This is a genomic window from Nocardia sp. NPDC001965 (assembly GCF_053594175.1).
In genome coordinates, this window is the sequence record NZ_JBSFDZ010000008.1 from 81,492 (window position 1) to 98,985 (window position 17,494).

The following is a 17,494-nucleotide window of genomic DNA, read 5'->3' on the forward strand; positions in this document are numbered from 1 at the left end:
GGAAAACTGCCGGCACGGGCGCTGCGCCCGTGGTCTCGGGATGCTCGCAGGTCAGCCTTCGAGCGTTTGTCCCGGACGCAGCGTGGGTCCGCAACCCTTCGTCGTCTGCGCTTCCACGAGAGGCGGAATGGCAGCGCCCGCATAGTCGCGGAGTTCCTGCAGTCGTGCGGGATCGCTCACCACGTCTTTGCGGACCCAATCCTCGTCCGGCACAGCGGGATCCTGGGATCGCTGTAATACGTAGTAGTCGCGGTCGATGCGGGCATCGGTCGTGATGTTGTTCTCCAACCAGGGCCCGTGCGAATGCACGAAGGTGGGCCGGAGCTCGTCGAACACATAGTCACCGAAGGTGGTGCGGTCCGTGCCGGCGATGATGTCCGCCATCCGGGTATGGGTGAGCCCGGCCATATCGATCACCTGCATCCGCGAGGTCAGCGAACTTCCGCCCATATCGGGCGTGAGCAAGGTGCCGTGCCGGAGACCGAGGATATCCGCGTAGCCGTTGAACAGGCGCCCGAAGCGCAGCGCGATCCAGCACACCGGCACATCCTCGTCGGCGCGATAGGACTCGGCGGCATCGGCGAAAGCGCAGCCGGACGGAATCAGGGCACCAATCAGTGCCACCACGACCAGGGCGCGTCCCCGGGTGCGCAATCTCGCCAGCACCTGCCCGGTGGACAGCACGAGAACGATCGCGCCGAGCGCCCACGCCGGAGTGGCGAACCGGAACTGCGCCATCCAGTCCGGCTCCAGAACGCAAAAGGCGATCACCGCCGCCGCCAGCGGCACCAGCAGCGCGACAGCGCCGTCCCGCCACCTGCTCGGCGGCCACAGCGCGAGACCGGCCACCACGACGGCCACCGTCACAGCGGGTATGCCCGCGTACCGCACCAGTTCACCCGACCTGGCCAGGTCGTACACCGTGGGCACCGCCTGATGTTTGGCGACCGCGGTGTTCGGGACCAGCCTGCCGAACTCGACTGTCCGCCACAGCAGGTAGGTCCCGAAGGGAATCGCGAACGCGAGTCCCGAATACACCCCGCACCGGAGCGCGACGGGCAACGTTGCGCGCCGCACCAGGATCACCGAGACCACTGGGTACACGGCCAGGTAGATCAGGCCGTCGGGACGGGTCAACGCGGCGAACGCCGCCAGCGCGCCGGCTGTCACCGCTACCGCCGGTGTCCACAACCGCTCGTCCGACACCGCGGTGAACAGGTGCACGGCCAGCACGCACACCACCGATGCGAACAACGCGTTCTCCAGGCCGGAAAAGCACCAGATCACGAAGGACGGGATCGCGGCCAGCGTCGCCCCCGTCGTGAAGGTCGCCAGCGCGGGCCATCGTGATACCCGCCGCGCGACGACATAGCAGGCGGTGAGGATCCCGGCGCAGCAGACCAGTGCGACCGCCTTCGGGTAGAGAACGTAATCGGGGATGCCGAAGAGGGCGCCCCGGTCGAACAGACCACACCATTCGCCCACCATCAGGATGAAGAGCCAGGTCGGATTCGAGAATCCCTCGACCGGCGCGGCGCCGGGCTGCAACACCGGCCCCAGTCCCTCGGCGGCACTGCGCGCATACGCGAAGGTGATGCCCGCATCGTCGACTATCCAATTGCCGTACTCGGTCGCGCGCCATCCCAATAGCACGACACCGCCCGACACCGCGGCCAGCGGGGCCGGCCACGACCTGCGACGACGATCCGGCTCCTCCGCCGAGACCGATACCGGAACCGGCTGATTCGCCGTCAACACCTCGATACCCTCCACCCGATCGTGCTCGCCCGGCCATCCGAAGCCGGCACACCGCACGATCGGTCACCCTGCCTATTCGGGCAGCAGAAGGCAAACGGGCGGCGATTCCGCGCCCCCGGCGCCGGGCCTCGTGCCGACCCGCCCGTGCCGCTGCGGCCGGCGCCCACACCGGCGATATATCTGTTCGAATAGCCCGATGATGTATCGCATTTCGAAAGGAACCAGAAATTCGACGAAGCGGCGGGTCGTGGGGGCGGCCGGCGTCATGATGGCATCCCTGGCGGCGGTGACCGTCCCGGCGGCGACCGCGTCCGCCGCACCCGGGCTGTGCACTGCGGAGACATTGAGCATGAGCACCCGCGATCGGCCGTCCGACTCGCCCGGGCAGAGCCGGCTGGAGGTGGTCCTGACCAACACCTCCGCACAGGGCTGCGCAGTGCAGGGATTCCCGGGCGTCGACCTGGTCGGCCCGGACGATCCGACCTTCGGGCCGACCTATGAACTGCCCCGCCGGGATATGAATTTCGCACCGGTGACGGTGGCGCCGGGGTCCGCGGTGAGCAGCCTGCTCACCTACCTGCCGGGCGACCCGGACGGCTGGGTCCCGGCGACCATCGTCCTCACCCCACCGGATACCACCACCCAGCTCCGGGTGCCGTGGCCGGCGGGTGTGAGCGTGCAACGCCAGGACGCCGCCACCCATCCGGGCACCTTCATCGGCCCGCTGCAGCCTGCCTCCTGAACCGTCCGTCCATCGCGCCGGCCCGATCGGCGCGACGGACGGCTCCTCGGCACGGAAACCACGGGTGGCCCCGGCGCGGGCCGGAGGGTCAAGGGTCCGGTATGAGCCGGCTGCGGAGCCGGTGGGTGAGTGTGTGGCCGAGCTGCGGCGTGAGCGGACCGGTGTGGTCGATGCCGAGCTGGGTGGCGAGGGCCGCGGTGTACAGGTGGGTGGTCGTTTCGAGGAGGGTGGCGTAGGTATCGGTGGTGGCGCGGATTCGATGGTGCGCCGTGGCTGCAACGACGACGGCGATCGGCACGGCGGGCCACCACAGGATGCCGACCGGCAGGTAGAGCGCCGCCCAGGCGGCGAGGACCGTCGCTCGCGACAACGCGAGGCGCGCGGCGACGATTTCATCGCGGATGGTGTCGGGGAGAGTGAGCCACAGGGCAGGCCAGACCGTGGCGAGGTCGAGATGGTGATCATGGTCCAGGCGCAGCGCGGCGGCATGGATACGGTCACCGCTCCATGTGGGACGTTCGGGGCGTTCGACGGCGATCCGGTCCCGGATCCGGGCGACGCGCTGCCGGCGGGCCGGGTCGGGACGGTCGGCGGGATCAGGTGCCAGCGCTCGCCGGTATTCGGCCCGGTAGACGGCGTCGGCCGCGTCCCATCGGCGGCGGCGGACGAGAGACCACCAGCGGGCCGGCTGCCGTAGCGGAAAGGGCCAGCTCTGCCAACGTGCTGCCAGACAGAGATATTCGACCACGGCACCGAGGAATTGGGCGATCAGGCCCACGACGGCGGCGCCGGCCAGTACGGCGGCCAGCAGGAGTATCTGCCCGCCCAGGGTGGTGACGACCGGATGTCCGGCATAGGCGGTGATCCGGTCGCCGAGGTAACGGACATCGAAGACACGGGTGTGGCCGAGAGTGCGGGCGGCGGCGACAACGGCCAGATAGAGCGCGCCGGGTAACGCCAGGACCGAAAACCATTGTTCGGCGAGCTTTTTGGTGATCTCGCTCCATAAGCCGCTCATTCAGGCCAGCCGTTCCCGGAGCAGCGGCCGACCGCTGACCGCGCACTGTGGCGCATCGTCCACGGCGCCCGCGTCGCCACGGCCGTCGCACGCCCGTAGCGGGCAGCGGTAAGCGATCTCGAAGCTGTGCACACCGACGGCTTCGAGGCTCCGGGTGTGCCCGAAGATCCCGGGGGCGTCACCGGCGACCCGCAGCGCGGTGTGGACCGCGTTCAGCGCCGGCCCGATATCCTCCGGCCGACCGGCATGAACAGCTGTCAGGAGGCGCTGCAGCGGTGTGGTGGTATCGCTGCCGGTGTCACCGAGCGTGGCGCGTATCTCCGCGAGATGATCGCAGAGATACGCCAACGCCGCTGTGGCACGGGCAGTGTCGGGTGGCAGCGAAGACACGGTCGAACCCCTCGGAAACATCGGCGACTGCGGCGGGCACAGCCGTCCGAAGTCTCCGCTCCGGGACTTGGCGGCGCGCTCGCCGGATCCTATCCTCGATAGCCGGTATGCGAAACGGTCACGCCGCCGACCACAGTGACCCGTCGCGAGAATTCGAGGCAACGCACCGATGCAGACAGCAGTGCTGGACGGACCCGGTTCCGGAGACGAGCGCCGGGCCGCTCTGCGGGCCGCGGTGGCGGATCGATTGGCGCGAGCCGACAACGCGGCGGCGCCCCGGCTGGTGCTGGAACCCGAGGCGGCCGCAGAGGCCGGCCGGTTGACCGCGGATCTCCGGCCCGGCGACGACGACCCCGATGCCCGGTTGCTGCTCGCCCGGTTCCACGGGTACCGCTTTCTCGCCCTGCGCCCGGGCGGCGGCGCGCAGGAGTGGTCGGCCGCAATCGAGTTGCTCGCCGCGGTATTCGATTCCGCCCGGCTATCCGAACTACCACTTCCCGTTGTCGCCGACCATGTGTTCGCGGTAGCCGCGGATATCACGATCCTGCACGATCTCCCGGACTCCGGTGTCGACTCGCTCACCGCCGCAGTAGGTCTCTGGCGGAAGATACTGGCGGCCACGCCCGCCGGACATCTGCACAGCACACCCAGGCTGGGCACCTTCGCGTTCGTGCTCGCGGCCCGATTCGAGCACACGGGTGTGTCGGCGGACCTCGACGAGGCGGTGGATGCGTGTCGCCGAGCCGTACAGGCGAGCACGGCCGCGCACCCGGACCGCGCCGAATGGCTGAAGGACTCCCCGGTCGACTACATCGATCGGGGGATCTGGCTGAACGCCCTGGGGAACTTCCTCCGGATCCGGTCCCTGCGGACGGGTGCGCCCGCGGACCTCGACGAGGCGGTGGATGCGTGTCGCCGAGCCCTGCAGTCCACGTTTCGCGACGACCCGGGCCGGGGCGCCTGCCTGACCACTCTCGGAGCCGCGCTGCAGGCCCGGTTCATCCATACGGAATCGCCGATGGACCTGTACGAGGCGATCGAGGTGGCGCGCCGGGCGGTGACGGCCACCCCGGCCGAGGACCCGGAGCGGGCCGTATGCCTGAACAACCTGGGCAACGCTCTCCGGATCCGCTTCGAGCGGACGGGTGCGCCCGCGGACCTCGACGAGGCCGTGGCGTTCGGCCGCCGAGCGGTGGCGGCCGCCCCGGCCGGCCACCGCTCCCGCGCAATGTGCCTGAAGAATCTCGGTAGTGCGCTGCGGGCCCGATTCGGGCGCGACGGGGCCGCGGCAGATCTCGACGAAGCGGTCGAGACGGACCGCCGGGTGGTACAGACATTCCCCGACGACCACCCGGACCGGGCGATGCTCCTGCACGACCTCGCGATCGCGTTCCATGAGCGGTTCGTGCGGACCGGTGCGACGGCGGCCCTCGACGAAGCAGTGGATACCGGCCGCGCAGCGGTCGGCGCCGCCCCCGACACCCCTCTCGATCAGGCTGTCCACCTGGATACTCTCGCGAGTATCCTCCGAGCCAGATTCGAGCGCGCCGGTGCCCCGGCAGACCTGGACGAAGCACTGGCGAGCGACCGCCGAGCATTGCTGATCTCTCCCGCCGACGCGCCTGTCCGGGCGACGATCATGAACAATCTGGGCATCACGCTCCAGCACCTGTTCCGGCAGACCGGCACGATGGCCCAGCTCGACGAAGCCGTGGAGATCGGCCGTGCAGCAGTCCAGGTCACCCCGGCCGACGATCCGGGCCTGGCGATGCGCCTGAACAATCTCGGCAGTGCGCTCACGCTCCGGTCCGACCGGACGGGCCGGTCGGCGGACCTCGACGAAGCGATCGAACTGCGGCGTCGAGCCATGCAGAACGCCTCGGTCGAAAGCGTCGAACAGCCGATATTCTCGATCGGGCTCGGGATGGCACTCCGGGCTCGTTTCAATCGGACGGGTGTGCCGACCGATGTTCACGAGGCGGTCGAAGTGAGCCGGCGCGCTGTGCGGGACACCCCGGCCCACCACCCCGACCGAGCAGCGCGCCTGACCACGCTCGGGGCATCTCTTCACAACATGGCCCGGCAAACCGGCGCGAAGGCCTACCTCGACGAAGCAGTGGAAGTCAGCCGGCAGGCTGTGCAGGCTGCCCCGGCCGGCCATCCCGAGCGCGCACTCTGCCTCAACAATCTCGGGAATGCGCTGCGGCTCCGGTTCGACCGAACAGGCGCGCCCGCGGACCTGGACGAAGCGGTAGCGGTGTGCCGTGCCTCGGTCGAGGAGACGACCGAGGACGATCCGAACAGGATGATGCGGCTGAACAACCTCTCGAACGCGCTGCTCGATCGTTTCGAGTGGACAGGCGCGCGGGCGGACGTGGACGAGGTGGTCGCATTGCGCCGCCGGGCGTTGCAGGCCGTCCCCGACGGCGATCCGAAACTGGCACTGTTCCTGAACAATCTCGGAGGCGCCCTGTGGCACCGGTTCACCCGCACGGGTGCGCCGACCGATCTGGACGAGGCCGTGGCCATATGCCGGGAAGCGGTGCGGGCGACGCCCGCCGACCACGGCGCCATGGCCGATCGCCTGACCAATCTGGGAGCCATGCTGGGCAGCCGATTCGAGCGGACGGGTACGCCGGCAGACCTCGACGAGGCCGTCACCCTGTGCCGGCAAGCTCTTCGGATCACCGCACCCGACGCGGCCGAGCGGGCGGCGCGACTGGCCACCCTCGGGGTCACGCTCACGACCCGGTTCGAGCGGACGGGCACGATAGCGGACGCGGACGAGGCCGTCACGCTGTGCCGGCAGGCGGTTGCGGCCCGGCCCGCCGATCACCCGGGGCATACGCGTGTCCTGATCCAGCTCGGGAACGCACTTCTGATGCGGTCCGGGCACGACGGCGCGGCAGCGAGTGTGCGGGCGGCCGCCGTGCCGTTACAGGACCTCGACGAAGCCGCCGCCGCCTTCTACGCCGCAGCGCACTCGCCGGTCGCGCAGCCGTCGCTCCGGATCCAGGCGGCGCGAGCGGCCGCCGGCCTGCTCTGGTCGGGTGGCCGGGTTCGAGCGATGATGATCGCGCTCAGCGCGATCGGCTTGTCGAGTGGCCCGATCGGCCTGCACGACCGGCGCAGGCGGGCAGCGGAATTACTGAATTCCGCGGTTCGGCTGCTGCCCGAGGTGGCGCCGCGCCGGTTGCATCGGCCGGATCAGCAGCATGTTTTGGGGGATTACGCCGAGCTGGCCGCCGACGCGGCCGCCCTCGCCCTGCGGGACACTTCGAAACCCGCCGCGGAACGCGCCGCGCTGGCACTGCAGATGCTGGAGACCGGCCGTGCGGTGTTGCTGGGGCAGGCGTTACAGGTCCGCGGCGATACGAGCGAACTGGAAAGTGTGCATCCCGGTCTGGCCGCGGAATTCGTCCGGCTCCGCGGGCTGCTCGACCACACACCCGCCGCACCCGCGAGCACCGGCACGGAGCCGACGACGGATACCCGGCAACGCCTCTCTCGGGACTTCGACGAGGTACTCACCCGTATCCGCGCCCAGCCGGGATTCGAGATGTTCGCGCTTCCACCGGCGATCGGTCGGCTGCTCGAACAGGCCGGCGACGGCCCGATCGTGATGTTCAACATCAGTGGATACGGCAGTGACGCCCTGCTGCTCACGGTGTCCGGCGTGCAGGTGCTCTCGATGCCCGGGCTGGCTCGCGACACCGTGATCGACCAGGTCGCGGCCTTCCGCGAGGCCCTGGCCGGGGCCGGGGCCGGGGCGACCGCCGCGGATCGGCAAGCCGCACAACGACGTCTGAGCAGCATCCTGGAATGGCTGTGGGACAACGCCACCGGTCCCGTTCTGGATGCACTCGGCCACCGGCGTCCCGTTCCGGCGGGTGTTCCGGAGCCTCGGGTGTGGTGGGTACCGGGCGGATTACTGGGCCGGCTGCCCATCCATGCCGCCGGTCATCACACCGGCCCACCAGGTCGGCGAGGCGCTGTCCGAACCGTACTGGATCGAGTGGTTTCGTCCTATACCCCGAGTGTCGCCGCCCTCCGCCACGCACGGCGACCCACCGCGAGTACCGATCCCGCTATCGCGCGGCGGGCTCTGGTGGTGGCGATGCCCACCACACCCGGTATCCCCGGCCGGCTGCACCATGTGCCCGACGAGGCCGGAATGCTCACCACCCGGCTACCCGGCGCGATCATCCTGACCGAACCCGAACCCGAACCCGTTGCCGCGGCTCCGGTGACCTCCGCGGTGGCGACGATCCGCTCCGACCCCGCGGCTACGACGACCGGTGGGGCGGACGGCGGATTGCCGACCCTGGACCGGGTCCTGGATCTTCTGCGCGAATGCTCGATCGTCCATTTCGCCTGCCACGGCGTCAGTGACGCCGCCGATCCGTCGCGTAGCCGGTTGCTTCTGCACGACCATGCCACAGCCCCGTTCACTGTCGCCGCCCTGGCCCCGCTCGACCTCGGGCACGCTCGGTTGGCCTACCTCTCCGCGTGCGAAACCGCCGCCACCGGTACGAAACTCGTCGATGAGGCGATCCATCTCGCCTCGGCCTTTCAACTGGCCGGATATCCGCAGGTGATCGGCACTCTCTGGACCGTCGACGACGAGGCCTCCACCGAGATCGCCGACAGCTTCTATGCCGCCCTCACTCCCTCCGGTGGTGCGGCACCCGATACGAGCCGAGCCGCCCACGCCCTGCACGACGCCGTTCGGACGATGCGCGACATCTATCGGGCCACTCCGTCTCTGTGGGCCGCCCACCTCCACGCCGGAGCGTGAGTACTGCGGAGGCGAGCGGCACCGAATCCGCGAAAGGCCGGAAGAGCGCAGTACACACTCGTTTTCCCGACTTCGCGACCTACTTCGGGCCGAGTACATCCGCCGCTGCCCACGGTCCGATAGTGCGTTCGGGCAGAAAGCCCGAACAGCGATCAGGAAACGGGCCGGCGATTCGACACGGCCGGCACGAGAGACGCGAGCTCGCGCCATTCCCGCAGCGGCAGGACGGCAGGATCGGCGCCCACCACCTGCAGACAGACATGATCGGCACCTGCGGCGAGATGTCCGCGCACACGTTCTTCGATCGCGTCCAGCTCGCCATAGGCCATGATCGCATCGACGAGCCGGTCACTGGGGCCGGCGATATCGTCGTCACCGAAACCCAGTCTGCGCAGGTTCGCCGCTTGATGCGGTGCGCCGGACGCGTAGGCCGCGACATAGGACCGGGCCGACTCGCGAGCGCGGCCGATATCGGAGTCGAATACGACCGGTTGCTCGACGCCGAGGAACGAGCCCGGGCCCAGCGCCGCTCTGGCACGAACCGTATGTTCGACCGGCACGAAATAGGGGTGCGCGCCCCAGGTCCGCTGCGCCGCAAGAGCGAGCATCTTCGGCCCCAGCGCTCCGATCATCCGCCGAACCGGCGGATCCGGAACCGGCCCGTGCGCGGGAACCGCATCCATCGCGTCCAGATACCCGCTCATCAGCGCCAGGGGGTGCCCGCCGGCGGGGATCGTGAATCCGTCCGCCGCGACCGGACGGCCCCCGACCCGGTGGCCACCGAGTCCCAGTAGATAGCGCCCGGGGAACGCTTCACCGAGCGCCCGTTCGGCCGTCACCATCGAGATCGGATCCCGCAGCGCGACATTGGCGATCCCCGCCGCCACGACGATCCTGCGGGTGGCCGACAGCAACAGCCATGCCTGTCCGACGGTGTCGCGCCCGAGCCCCTCCCCGAACCAGATCGCTCCGAAACCCAGTTCCTCGATCTCCGCGGCGGCATCGCGCACCGCTGCCGTCGGCTGCCGGTCGAAGGACCATGTCCAGATCCCGAGGGCGCCCGGGTCGTGTTGTTTCATCCGATTCCTCCAGAACTCATACCGGAGAACTTCTCCGGTATTCGTCCGGATAGAATATGGAGAACTTCTCCGGTTTACAAGAGGTGTCGATGAGATCGCACGCGCGACGCAACTACGACCAGATCCTGCAGGTGGCGACCACAGTGTTCGCCGAGTCGGGCCCCGACGCCTCGCTCAACGAGATCGCCCGGCGGGCGGGGGTGGGGCCGGGAACTCTGTACCGGCACTTCCCCAACCGGCAAGCCCTTCAGACAGCCGTACTGGGCGAACGCATCGAGAATCTCTGCGGGCACGGCGCCGACCTGCTCTCCCTGCCCGATGCCGACACCGCTCTGGCGTGGTGGCTGCGTTCACTGCTGATACACACCCGCACAGACAAGGGACTCGGGGCGGCGACGCTCACCCACACCACCGATCAGGGCGTAGAGTGCCGGACCGCCATCGAAGAAACCGCCGCTCGCCTGGTCGCACGCGCGAAGGACAGCGGCACCGTGCGTGGCGATACCTCGGCCGATGACCTCGTGCACCTGGTGGCCGGCATCGGCCTGGCCACCGAGCACGGTTCCGATTCCGCACAGGCCGAACGCCTCCTCGACACCGTCCTCCGCGGCATCGGCATCACCGGGGCTCCGGCACCGTGACCGCCCGTCACGACACGGCAGCCGACGGCGGCGCAGCCGCTCCGGGGCCTCTCAGGCCCGGCGCGTGGTAACGTGACAGGACTATGTCCCATCACCTAGGAGGGTGCATGCGCGTCTTCGTCACCGGCGGCACCGGCCTCATCGGCACCTCCGTCGTCGCCGAACTCCTGAACAACGGACATACGGTCGAGGCGCTGGCGCGCTCCGACACCTCCGCGCAGGCCGTCGAAGCCTCGGGCGCACAACCGCTTCGGGGGGCCCTGACGGATCTGGACGTCCTGCGCGACGGCGCCGCCCGCGCCGACGGGGTGATCCATCTGGCGTTCAGCAATGATTTCAGCAGTCCCGAGTCGGTGGCCCGGGCCGTCGCCGAGGAAAGCGCCGCCCTGACCGCCCTCGGCGAGGAACTGGCCGAGAGCGATCGCCCGTTCGTCACCGTCTCCGGTACGCCCTATGTGCCCGGCCGGGCTTCCACGGAGACCGATCCCGTACCGACCGATGGGCCGGTCGGCGGCCGCGGCCGGTCGGTGAAAGCAGTATTGGACCTGGGCGCACGCGGGGTCCGCAGCAGCGCCGTCCGCCTGCCCCGGACCGTTCACAACCGGGGCGCGGGCGGTTTCGCCGGCCTGCTCGCCGATGCGGCCCGCCGCACCGGCGTATCCGGCTATCCGGGCGACGGCACCCAGCGCTGGCCCGCGGTGCACGCGCTCGACGCGGCAGTACTGTTCCGGCTCGCGCTCGAGCAGGCGGAGGCGGGCACCGCCTGGCACGCGGTAGCCGACGAAGGCGATCGGGTCCGCGATATCGCGACGGTGATCGGACGGCGGCTGGGCGCACCCGTCGAGCCGGTGCCGGAGAAGGCATTCGGGCCGCTCGGCCCGATCTTCGCCACCGATCAGCCCTCGTCGAGTGCGCATACGCGCCGAGCGCTCGGCTGGGAACCGGAGCATCCCGGCCTGCTCGCGGACCTGGAGAACATCGAGCCCTGACGGGCGGATCGGCCGGTGCACGCGGCAGCCTACCGGCGATCGACACACACCGCACCGGCCGCCTGCACCTCGCGGAGTGTCCGGCGGGCCACCGTCGCGAATTCCTCGCCGTCGGTCGCCTCGCTCCAGCGCTCGTAAGCGATCCGCAAGGTGAGCGCGCCCAACTCCGCGGCCACCGACGAGACCAGACCGGGCACACCGCGGAGCTCGAGCGCCGCGAGCATCGCGGCGGCGAGATCGAGATTCTTCAGCGCCTCGCGCTCTCTCAATTCCGAGTTGGCCGCGATCACCGCCCGCCGCCGAGCGACGAATTCCCGGCGGTCGGACACGAAGACATCCCGGCCGACCGCGTCGAGACCGGAAGCCACCGCTTCGAGCGGCGTCGCCGTTTCCCGGGCCGCAGCGATTCCGCCGGCCAGCACCTCGGTCATCGTCGCGCGTGGAAAGAGCACTTCCCGCTTATCCGGGAAATGCCGGAAAAAGGTGCTTTTCGTGAGCCCGGCCCGCTCGGCGATCTCGATCACCGTGGTGTTCTCGTAGCCCCGTTCCGCGAACAGCTCGAGAGCGGCGACAACGAGTCGATCCGGTGCGTTCGGTTGCCAGCGGGCCATCACCGAATTGTACGGGACTTGGTTTCATCATCGGATGACAGTGATGAGACCATGTCCCGTGACAGGTTGGAGGTACCCATGAGCAGAGCGGTGATCTACGAGAGGTTCGGCGACCCCGCGGTACTGGAACTACGAGAGGTCCCGGAGCCGCACGCCGGGGCAGGTGAGATCCGTGTCCGCGTGACCGCCGCCGGCCTGAACCCGATGGACTGGATGATCGCGTCGTCGCCACAGGTGGCCTCGATGTTCGGCGTCACGCTGCCGTCCGGCTTCGGGTACGACTTCGCCGGAATCGTCGACGAGGTCGGGGCCCAGGCCGGCGGCTTCGCTGTGGGCGATCGAGTCCACGGCGGCGCAACGGGAAAGGCTGTCGCCGACTACGCGGTCGTCCGGGTCCCCCCGTCGAGACCCGACATGCTGTTCCACACGCCGCAGGGCATCAGCGACGCAGTGGCGAGTTCGCTACCCACACCTGGATCCACCGCGGCCGCGGCGGTACAAGCGATCGGCTTGCACCCCGGTGACACCGTATTGATCGGTGGCGCCGCCGGAGGCGTGGGCGTGCTCGCCGTGCAACTCGCGACGCTCGCCGGTGCCCGGGTCATCGGCACAGCGTCGGAAGGAACCTTCGAATTCCTGCGGCAGTTCGGCGTCGAGCCCGTCACCTACGGCCCCGGTCTGGCGGACCGGGTGCGGACCGCGGCTCCCGAGGGAACAACAGCGGCGATCGACCTGTTCGGCACCGAAACAGCGATGGCCGCACTCGAACTCGGGGTGCCGCCGGAACGGATCTCCACCATCGCCGCGGGACCGAACCCTGCGGGTGGTGTGCGTGCGGTGGGCGGCTTGGACGCGGGTCCGGGCGAACTGGACCGAATCATCGACGCGGTGATCGCCGGACAGATCACCGTGCCGATCGCCGCGACCTTTCCGCTCGCGCAGACGCGCGACGCCGTGCTGATGCAGGCCGACCGCCATGTCCACGGCAAGATCGTGATCACGGTGCACGATCACGCGGGTTCGCACCGGACGGATCGAGCGGGCTCCGTGAACTGACCGTGTGGCCTCACCCGCGCCGGGTGAGGCCACACCGGCCCGGAGACCCTAGAGTTCGGGCGCGGATATCGACCGGATGCGACCATCGAGTCAGGAGTCGCGGTGCCGAAACTGGAGATCAAGAGAACATCCGAACTCACCCGAACCGAGGTATCGGAGCGGCTCATCGCACTCGGGCACGCTCTCGCGGCGGGTTCCGAGGCCGAATTCGGCTCGGACGGTGATTCGCTCTCGATCACCGTCGCCGACCGGGTCCGGTGGGAAGTCGAAATAGAGGTCGACGGCGACGAAATCGAGATAGAGCTGGAGATCGGCTGGAGTGACCGTCCCGCCGGTGAACCGGACGCCGAAGTCACCGGGCAACCGGAGCGTGCTGCCCGCGCCGAGGCGCCACGACGTGCGCGCCCACGGAAGAGCACCACGAAATAGCCCGCTCGGCGTGCATCCACGATAGCGAGGTACGGGGTATGAGCTCCCACCTCGAACATGGCACCGGAGAGCCCCCGGGTAAGTGGTCGCGCCGCTCGGCCCGAGCGGCATTCCTGGCCGCGTTCGGGTCGGTGACCGTACCGGTGGTGTTCGCGGGTCTACACGCCCTGACCCTGCTGGTACTGATCGTCGGCGCTCTCACGGTGGGAATCGTGACATCCTTCTGGTTCCTCACGAGCCGGGGAATCACCCGCTGGATATCCCTGGGTGTGCTGGTACTGACACCGATCGCCGTCGTCACCGTTCTCGTTCGCGCCCATCTTCTATGGGTGGTGTTGCTCGCGTCGGGGCTCGCCGTACTCGCCGGCGTATGCGCCCGCGCCGCACTCGGCGGCAGTCGCGCCCGGACATCACCGGAACGTCCGGTACCGCCACCTCGCCGGCCGTTCCTGGTGATGAATCCGCGCTCGGGCGGCGGGAAGGTCGGCACATTCGATCTGCAGCGGCGGGCAGAGGCACTGGGCGCCGAGGTCGTCCTGATCGAAGGACCGGGCACGGTCGATATCGCGGCGGTGACCCGGGACGCGGTGGCCCGGGGCGCCGACCTGCTCGGAGTGGCGGGTGGTGACGGTACACAGGCTCTCGTGGCGGGTATCGCCGCCGCACACGATCTGCCGTTCCTGGTGATCAGTGCCGGCACCCGCAACCACTTCGCCGCCGATCTCGGCTTGGACCTCGCCGACCCGTCCACCTGCCTGGACGCTCTCCGGGACGGCACCGAACTCCGGATCGATCTCGGCGCTGTCGACGGGCGAACCTTCGTCAACAACGCCTCCTTCGGCGTCTACGCCCGAATCGTGCAGAGCCCCGCCTACCGCCGGGACAAGACCGCCACGATCCTGCAGATGCTGCCCGATATGTTCGACGGCCACAGCGGTGCGCGCCTGGTCGCCCATCCGGGGGGAGCCACGATCGAGGACCCGCAGGCGGTGCTGGTGAGCAACGGGCCCTACGAAATGCACGATCTGGCAGGCCTCGGGCGCCGGGCCCGATTGGACAGCGGCACACTCGGCGTGGTCACGATCCGAGTGGGCAACGCCCGCCAAGCGGTCGGCCTGCTCCGTCGCGCACACCGGCGCGGCCTGACGCAGCACACCGTTCGCGAGATCCTGATCGAGGCCGACGCGCCCGAGATACCTGTCGGGGTCGACGGCGAGGCACTCCTGTTCCCGACCCCGGTCCGCTGCACCATCACTCCCGGAGCCCTGCGGGTGCGCCTTCCCCGCAACCGTCCCGGTGTCCGCGCACCCGAACGCCCGGTGGACTGGATACTGCTGCGGCAACTGGCCTTTTCGTCGAATCGCCCACATCGCTGACGGCCGGCCATCCGGCGCCGGGCGACGGCCGCACTCGGACGCGCGCTCATATCTTCGTCGGACGCCAGATGGAAACAGCCCAGATGACCAACACATCCAAGAGGATGACCACGATCGACCGGCGGCCTCGCCGTGCGCAGCCACCCCGAATCCGGATTCGCTCCGCCGCTGCTGCGCGCTTCGCCCTTCGGGCGGATTCCGCACGTCGCCCGAGCGGCGGTGGCCGGGTTTTTCACCCGTGGCGGGTGAGGAACACGCGAGGCCGGTATTCGTAGCGTCGAACCGAAGACCCGACGCCCGAGAAAGGAGGCCCGATGGCCGGGACCTTGACCGTGTGGAAGTTCGCGAGCGCCGACGGTGCCGAAAAGGCGATCGAGACACTGGAGGATCTGCAGCGCCGGGAACTGATCACCGTCCAGGATGCGGCTGTTGTCAGCTGGCCGGACGGAGCGAAGAAGCCCCGGACTCGTCAGTTGCACAGCCTGGCCGGTATCGGTGCGCTCGGGGGTGCGTTCTGGGGATTGCTGTTCGGGCTGTTGTTCTTCATCCCGCTGATCGGCGCGGCCATGGGTGCCGGGTTGGGTGCGATGTCGGGTTCGCTGGCCGATATCGGTATCGACGACGATTTCATCAAAGAAGTGCGCGGCAAGCTCACTCCGGGTACATCGGCGTTGTTCGCGTTGACCTCCGATGCCACCCTGGATCGGATCCACGACGCCTTCCGGGGGCAGTCCGCCGAGCTGGTCTCGACCAACCTGTCCCATGAGCAGGAAGCCAAACTGCGCGAGGTATTCGCCGACTGACCGGTCGAGTCTTCGTCCTCCACCGGCAGGCCCGCCCTGGTCGCCGGATCCATCGAGCGGTACGTCCGCGGGCCGGTTCGCGGAGCGGGCGGTGGAGATCCGCGCGGAGCGAGCGCTGAAAGACATCGCGGCCGAGATCGCCGCTAGCCCGGCGGCCGCCGCAGTGGAGCCGAATTCACGAACCTCCGGCGTGGCACACCACACCGGGACGCCCCGGTGGACCTCATTCGTCCAGCGGATGAGAACACCGGGACCGGACACCTACACTCGCTGCCATGAACTGCCGGGTACTGCTTCGACGATGCCGCCGCGCAGGCCGGACAACGCGAACCGGCCATGCCCGCTCCTCGTCCGGCGGCCACCGACGCTTCCGGGTGACCGGCGCGGTCGGTCGCGGCAGCGCGGAGCCACCCGCGGACCTCGTCGTGGGTATCGATCGGGAAGAACGTCGGGGATGACGGCAGCTCGTCCACCGGCGCCACCGTGCCCGCCGGACGACGTATCGCGCACGGCCGGCGACGACGTCGTGGCTGTCACAGCGAGGATCGCGCGAATACTCGAAACTCGTGAAGACGAGATCAGCTCGGGGATGAGCGCCCTGATGGCCCGTGATATCGACCGGCTCGACGATGATCCGCGACTGGTGGACCTGCTCCAGGCCAGTGTGGCCGGCAATGTGCGCACGGTGATCGACATCCTGATGAACGATATTCCGATCGCAGGCTTGGAACCCGATCCCGACGCCGTCGAATACGCACTGCGGCTGGCACAGCGCGAGGTTCCGGCCAACTCCCTGGTCCGCGCCTATCACATGGGACAGCAGGAGATGCTCCGCATCTGCTATGGCGAGCTCGATCGTGCCGAGTTGCCCGCTCCGCTCGCCCTGGCGGTCGTCGAACGACTGACCGAGATCATCTACGGCTATATCGACTGGATCACTGGGTATGTCTTCGAGGCCTACGAGGCCGAACGGAGACGGTGGGTGGGTCGGCTGGATGGCGCGCGGTCCGCCACCGTCCACTCCGTGCTCGCCACCGACGACCCCGATACCTCCGCTTTCGAACACGAGACCGGATACTCGCTGAGCCGTATGCATCTGGCGCTCATCCTGTGGTGGGAGGGGCCCGAACAGACGAGTGTCCTCGACCTGTTGGAGGCCCGGGTACGCGCCATCGGCGGGTCGCTGGACACCGACGGTCCGGCGATCGTGACAGCGATCGACCGACGGACAGTGTGGGCGTGGCTGCCGTTCGGCGAGCGGCCGACGGCCGGCGTCACCGAAATTCGCCGGAAATGCGATCTCGCCCCGCGAGTTCGGCTCACCGCCGGACTGCCGGGCCACGGCCCGAACGGATTCCGCCGCTCGCATCTGCAGGCCCGGGCCGCGTATTTCGTCGCCACCCTGCCCGGATCGCCGGACCTGCCGTCCGCAGTCGGTTTCGCGGACCCCGGGGTGGGCGTGATCTCGCTGCTGGCCACCGATCTGGACGCCACTCGGGCATGGGTGCAGGAGGTCCTCGGCGATCTCGCCGAGGACACCGCACAGGCCGCGACGTTGCGTCATACGCTGAGTACCTACTTCGCCACCGGCGACAACCACGTCCGAACCGCCCGGACGCTCACGCTGCACCGCAATACGGTCAAGTATCGGATCGCCAAGGCGCTCGCGGTGACCGGTACCGGCGCAGTCCCGTACGACAGAATCGATGTGGCGCTGGCGTTGCAGGTGTGCCGCCTGCTCGGCGCCGCTGTCCTGCGCCCGGCCACGAAACCGCGGCCCCGATCCCGCTGACGACGAGTCGCC

At 69.2% G+C, this 17,494-nt stretch carries 14 protein-coding genes; 9 read left to right on the top strand and 5 right to left on the bottom strand.

The annotated features are described in order from the left end of the window. Positions 1-51: 51 nt before the first annotated feature. Positions 52-1,815 carry a hypothetical protein gene (locus ACWCPQ_RS14740; protein ID WP_449898665.1) on the bottom strand — a complete coding sequence of 588 codons (1,764 nt, stop codon included), beginning with the start codon at positions 1,813-1,815 and terminating at the stop codon, positions 52-54. A 139-nt stretch (positions 1,816-1,954) separates the two neighbouring features. On the opposite strand from ACWCPQ_RS14740, the gene ACWCPQ_RS14745 reads away from it, so the two are divergent. Beyond that, on the top strand, positions 1,955-2,500 hold the full coding sequence (locus tag ACWCPQ_RS14745; RefSeq protein WP_449898666.1) for a DUF4232 domain-containing protein: 546 nt from the start codon (positions 1,955-1,957) through the stop codon (positions 2,498-2,500). Between the two features lie 88 nt (positions 2,501-2,588). On the opposite strand, the gene ACWCPQ_RS14750 is transcribed toward ACWCPQ_RS14745, so the two are convergent. Both ACWCPQ_RS14750 and ACWCPQ_RS14755 read right to left on the bottom strand, forming a co-directional pair. After that, positions 2,589-3,518 (bottom strand): hypothetical protein, encoded by a 930-nt coding sequence (locus ACWCPQ_RS14750; protein ID WP_449898668.1) that lies wholly within the window; start codon positions 3,516-3,518, stop codon positions 2,589-2,591. Next, a complete protein-coding gene (locus ACWCPQ_RS14755; protein WP_449898671.1) occupies positions 3,519-3,908 on the bottom strand; it encodes a hypothetical protein in 390 nt (129 codons plus the stop codon). It abuts the gene before it with no gap. 169 nt (positions 3,909-4,077) lie between these two features. On the opposite strand from ACWCPQ_RS14755, the gene ACWCPQ_RS14760 reads away from it, so the two are divergent. Beyond that, positions 4,078-8,706: a tetratricopeptide repeat protein gene (locus tag ACWCPQ_RS14760; protein WP_449898674.1), complete on the top strand. Its 4,629-nt coding sequence runs from the start codon at positions 4,078-4,080 to the stop codon at positions 8,704-8,706. A gap of 152 nt (positions 8,707-8,858) precedes the next feature. Here ACWCPQ_RS14760 and ACWCPQ_RS14765 read toward each other — a convergent pair whose 3' ends face one another. Beyond that, positions 8,859-9,785 carry a TIGR03620 family F420-dependent LLM class oxidoreductase gene (locus ACWCPQ_RS14765; RefSeq protein ID WP_449898677.1) on the bottom strand — a complete coding sequence of 309 codons (927 nt, stop codon included), beginning with the start codon at positions 9,783-9,785 and terminating at the stop codon, positions 8,859-8,861. An 89-nt stretch (positions 9,786-9,874) separates the two neighbouring features. Here ACWCPQ_RS14765 and ACWCPQ_RS14770 point away from each other — a divergent pair, with 89 nt between their 5' ends. Both ACWCPQ_RS14770 and ACWCPQ_RS14775 read left to right on the top strand, forming a co-directional pair. Further along, entirely contained in the window at positions 9,875-10,426 is a 552-nt protein-coding gene (locus tag ACWCPQ_RS14770; RefSeq protein WP_449898680.1) for a TetR/AcrR family transcriptional regulator, read from the top strand. 107 nt (positions 10,427-10,533) lie between these two features. Then, entirely contained in the window at positions 10,534-11,415 is an 882-nt protein-coding gene (locus tag ACWCPQ_RS14775; protein ID WP_449898683.1) for an SDR family oxidoreductase, read from the top strand. 29 nt (positions 11,416-11,444) lie between these two features. Here the strand turns inward: ACWCPQ_RS14775 and ACWCPQ_RS14780 are convergent, their stop codons facing one another. After that, on the bottom strand, positions 11,445-12,026 hold the full coding sequence (locus ACWCPQ_RS14780) for a helix-turn-helix domain-containing protein (RefSeq protein WP_449898685.1): 582 nt from the start codon (positions 12,024-12,026) through the stop codon (positions 11,445-11,447). 78 nt (positions 12,027-12,104) lie between these two features. Here ACWCPQ_RS14780 and ACWCPQ_RS14785 point away from each other — a divergent pair, with 78 nt between their 5' ends. The 5 genes from ACWCPQ_RS14785 to ACWCPQ_RS14805 all read left to right on the top strand — a co-directional run bounded on the left by ACWCPQ_RS14785 (position 12,105) and on the right by ACWCPQ_RS14805 (position 17,482). Beyond that, complete coding sequence (locus tag ACWCPQ_RS14785; RefSeq protein ID WP_449898687.1) at positions 12,105-13,082, top strand: NADP-dependent oxidoreductase; 978 nt, start codon at positions 12,105-12,107, stop codon at positions 13,080-13,082. Between the two features lie 102 nt (positions 13,083-13,184). Next, the gene (locus ACWCPQ_RS14790; protein WP_449898688.1) at positions 13,185-13,511 is read left to right on the top strand and encodes an amphi-Trp domain-containing protein; all 327 of its coding nucleotides are present in this window, start codon (positions 13,185-13,187) and stop codon (positions 13,509-13,511) included. Between the two features lie 38 nt (positions 13,512-13,549). Further along, positions 13,550-14,887: a diacylglycerol/lipid kinase family protein gene (locus tag ACWCPQ_RS14795; RefSeq protein ID WP_449898690.1), complete on the top strand. Its 1,338-nt coding sequence runs from the start codon at positions 13,550-13,552 to the stop codon at positions 14,885-14,887. 314 nt (positions 14,888-15,201) lie between these two features. Beyond that, positions 15,202-15,690 (top strand): DUF1269 domain-containing protein, encoded by a 489-nt coding sequence (locus tag ACWCPQ_RS14800; protein ID WP_449898692.1) that lies wholly within the window; start codon positions 15,202-15,204, stop codon positions 15,688-15,690. Between the two features lie 454 nt (positions 15,691-16,144). After that, positions 16,145-17,482, top strand: a complete 1,338-nt coding sequence (locus ACWCPQ_RS14805; RefSeq protein WP_449898695.1) for a PucR family transcriptional regulator — start codon at positions 16,145-16,147, stop codon at positions 17,480-17,482. Positions 17,483-17,494 lie beyond the last annotated feature (12 nt).

Excerpts from the sequence above, each read along its gene's own strand:
- ACWCPQ_RS14745 (WP_449898666.1), top strand. The coding sequence starts at position 1,955 with ATGATGTATCGCATTTCGAAAGGAACCAGAAATTCGACGAAGCGGCGG.
- ACWCPQ_RS14750 (WP_449898668.1), bottom strand. The coding sequence starts at position 3,518 with ATGAGCGGCTTATGGAGCGAGATCACCAAAAAGCTCGCCGAACAATGG.
- ACWCPQ_RS14760 (WP_449898674.1), top strand. The coding sequence starts at position 4,078 with ATGCAGACAGCAGTGCTGGACGGACCCGGTTCCGGAGACGAGCGCCGG.
- ACWCPQ_RS14765 (WP_449898677.1), bottom strand. The coding sequence starts at position 9,785 with ATGAAACAACACGACCCGGGCGCCCTCGGGATCTGGACATGGTCCTTC.
- ACWCPQ_RS14770 (WP_449898680.1), top strand. The coding sequence starts at position 9,875 with ATGAGATCGCACGCGCGACGCAACTACGACCAGATCCTGCAGGTGGCG.
- ACWCPQ_RS14775 (WP_449898683.1), top strand. The coding sequence starts at position 10,534 with ATGCGCGTCTTCGTCACCGGCGGCACCGGCCTCATCGGCACCTCCGTC.
- ACWCPQ_RS14780 (WP_449898685.1), bottom strand. The coding sequence starts at position 12,026 with ATGGCCCGCTGGCAACCGAACGCACCGGATCGACTCGTTGTCGCCGCT.
- ACWCPQ_RS14785 (WP_449898687.1), top strand. The coding sequence starts at position 12,105 with ATGAGCAGAGCGGTGATCTACGAGAGGTTCGGCGACCCCGCGGTACTG.
- ACWCPQ_RS14795 (WP_449898690.1), top strand. The coding sequence starts at position 13,550 with ATGAGCTCCCACCTCGAACATGGCACCGGAGAGCCCCCGGGTAAGTGG.
- ACWCPQ_RS14800 (WP_449898692.1), top strand. The coding sequence starts at position 15,202 with ATGGCCGGGACCTTGACCGTGTGGAAGTTCGCGAGCGCCGACGGTGCC.
- ACWCPQ_RS14805 (WP_449898695.1), top strand. The coding sequence starts at position 16,145 with ATGACGGCAGCTCGTCCACCGGCGCCACCGTGCCCGCCGGACGACGTA.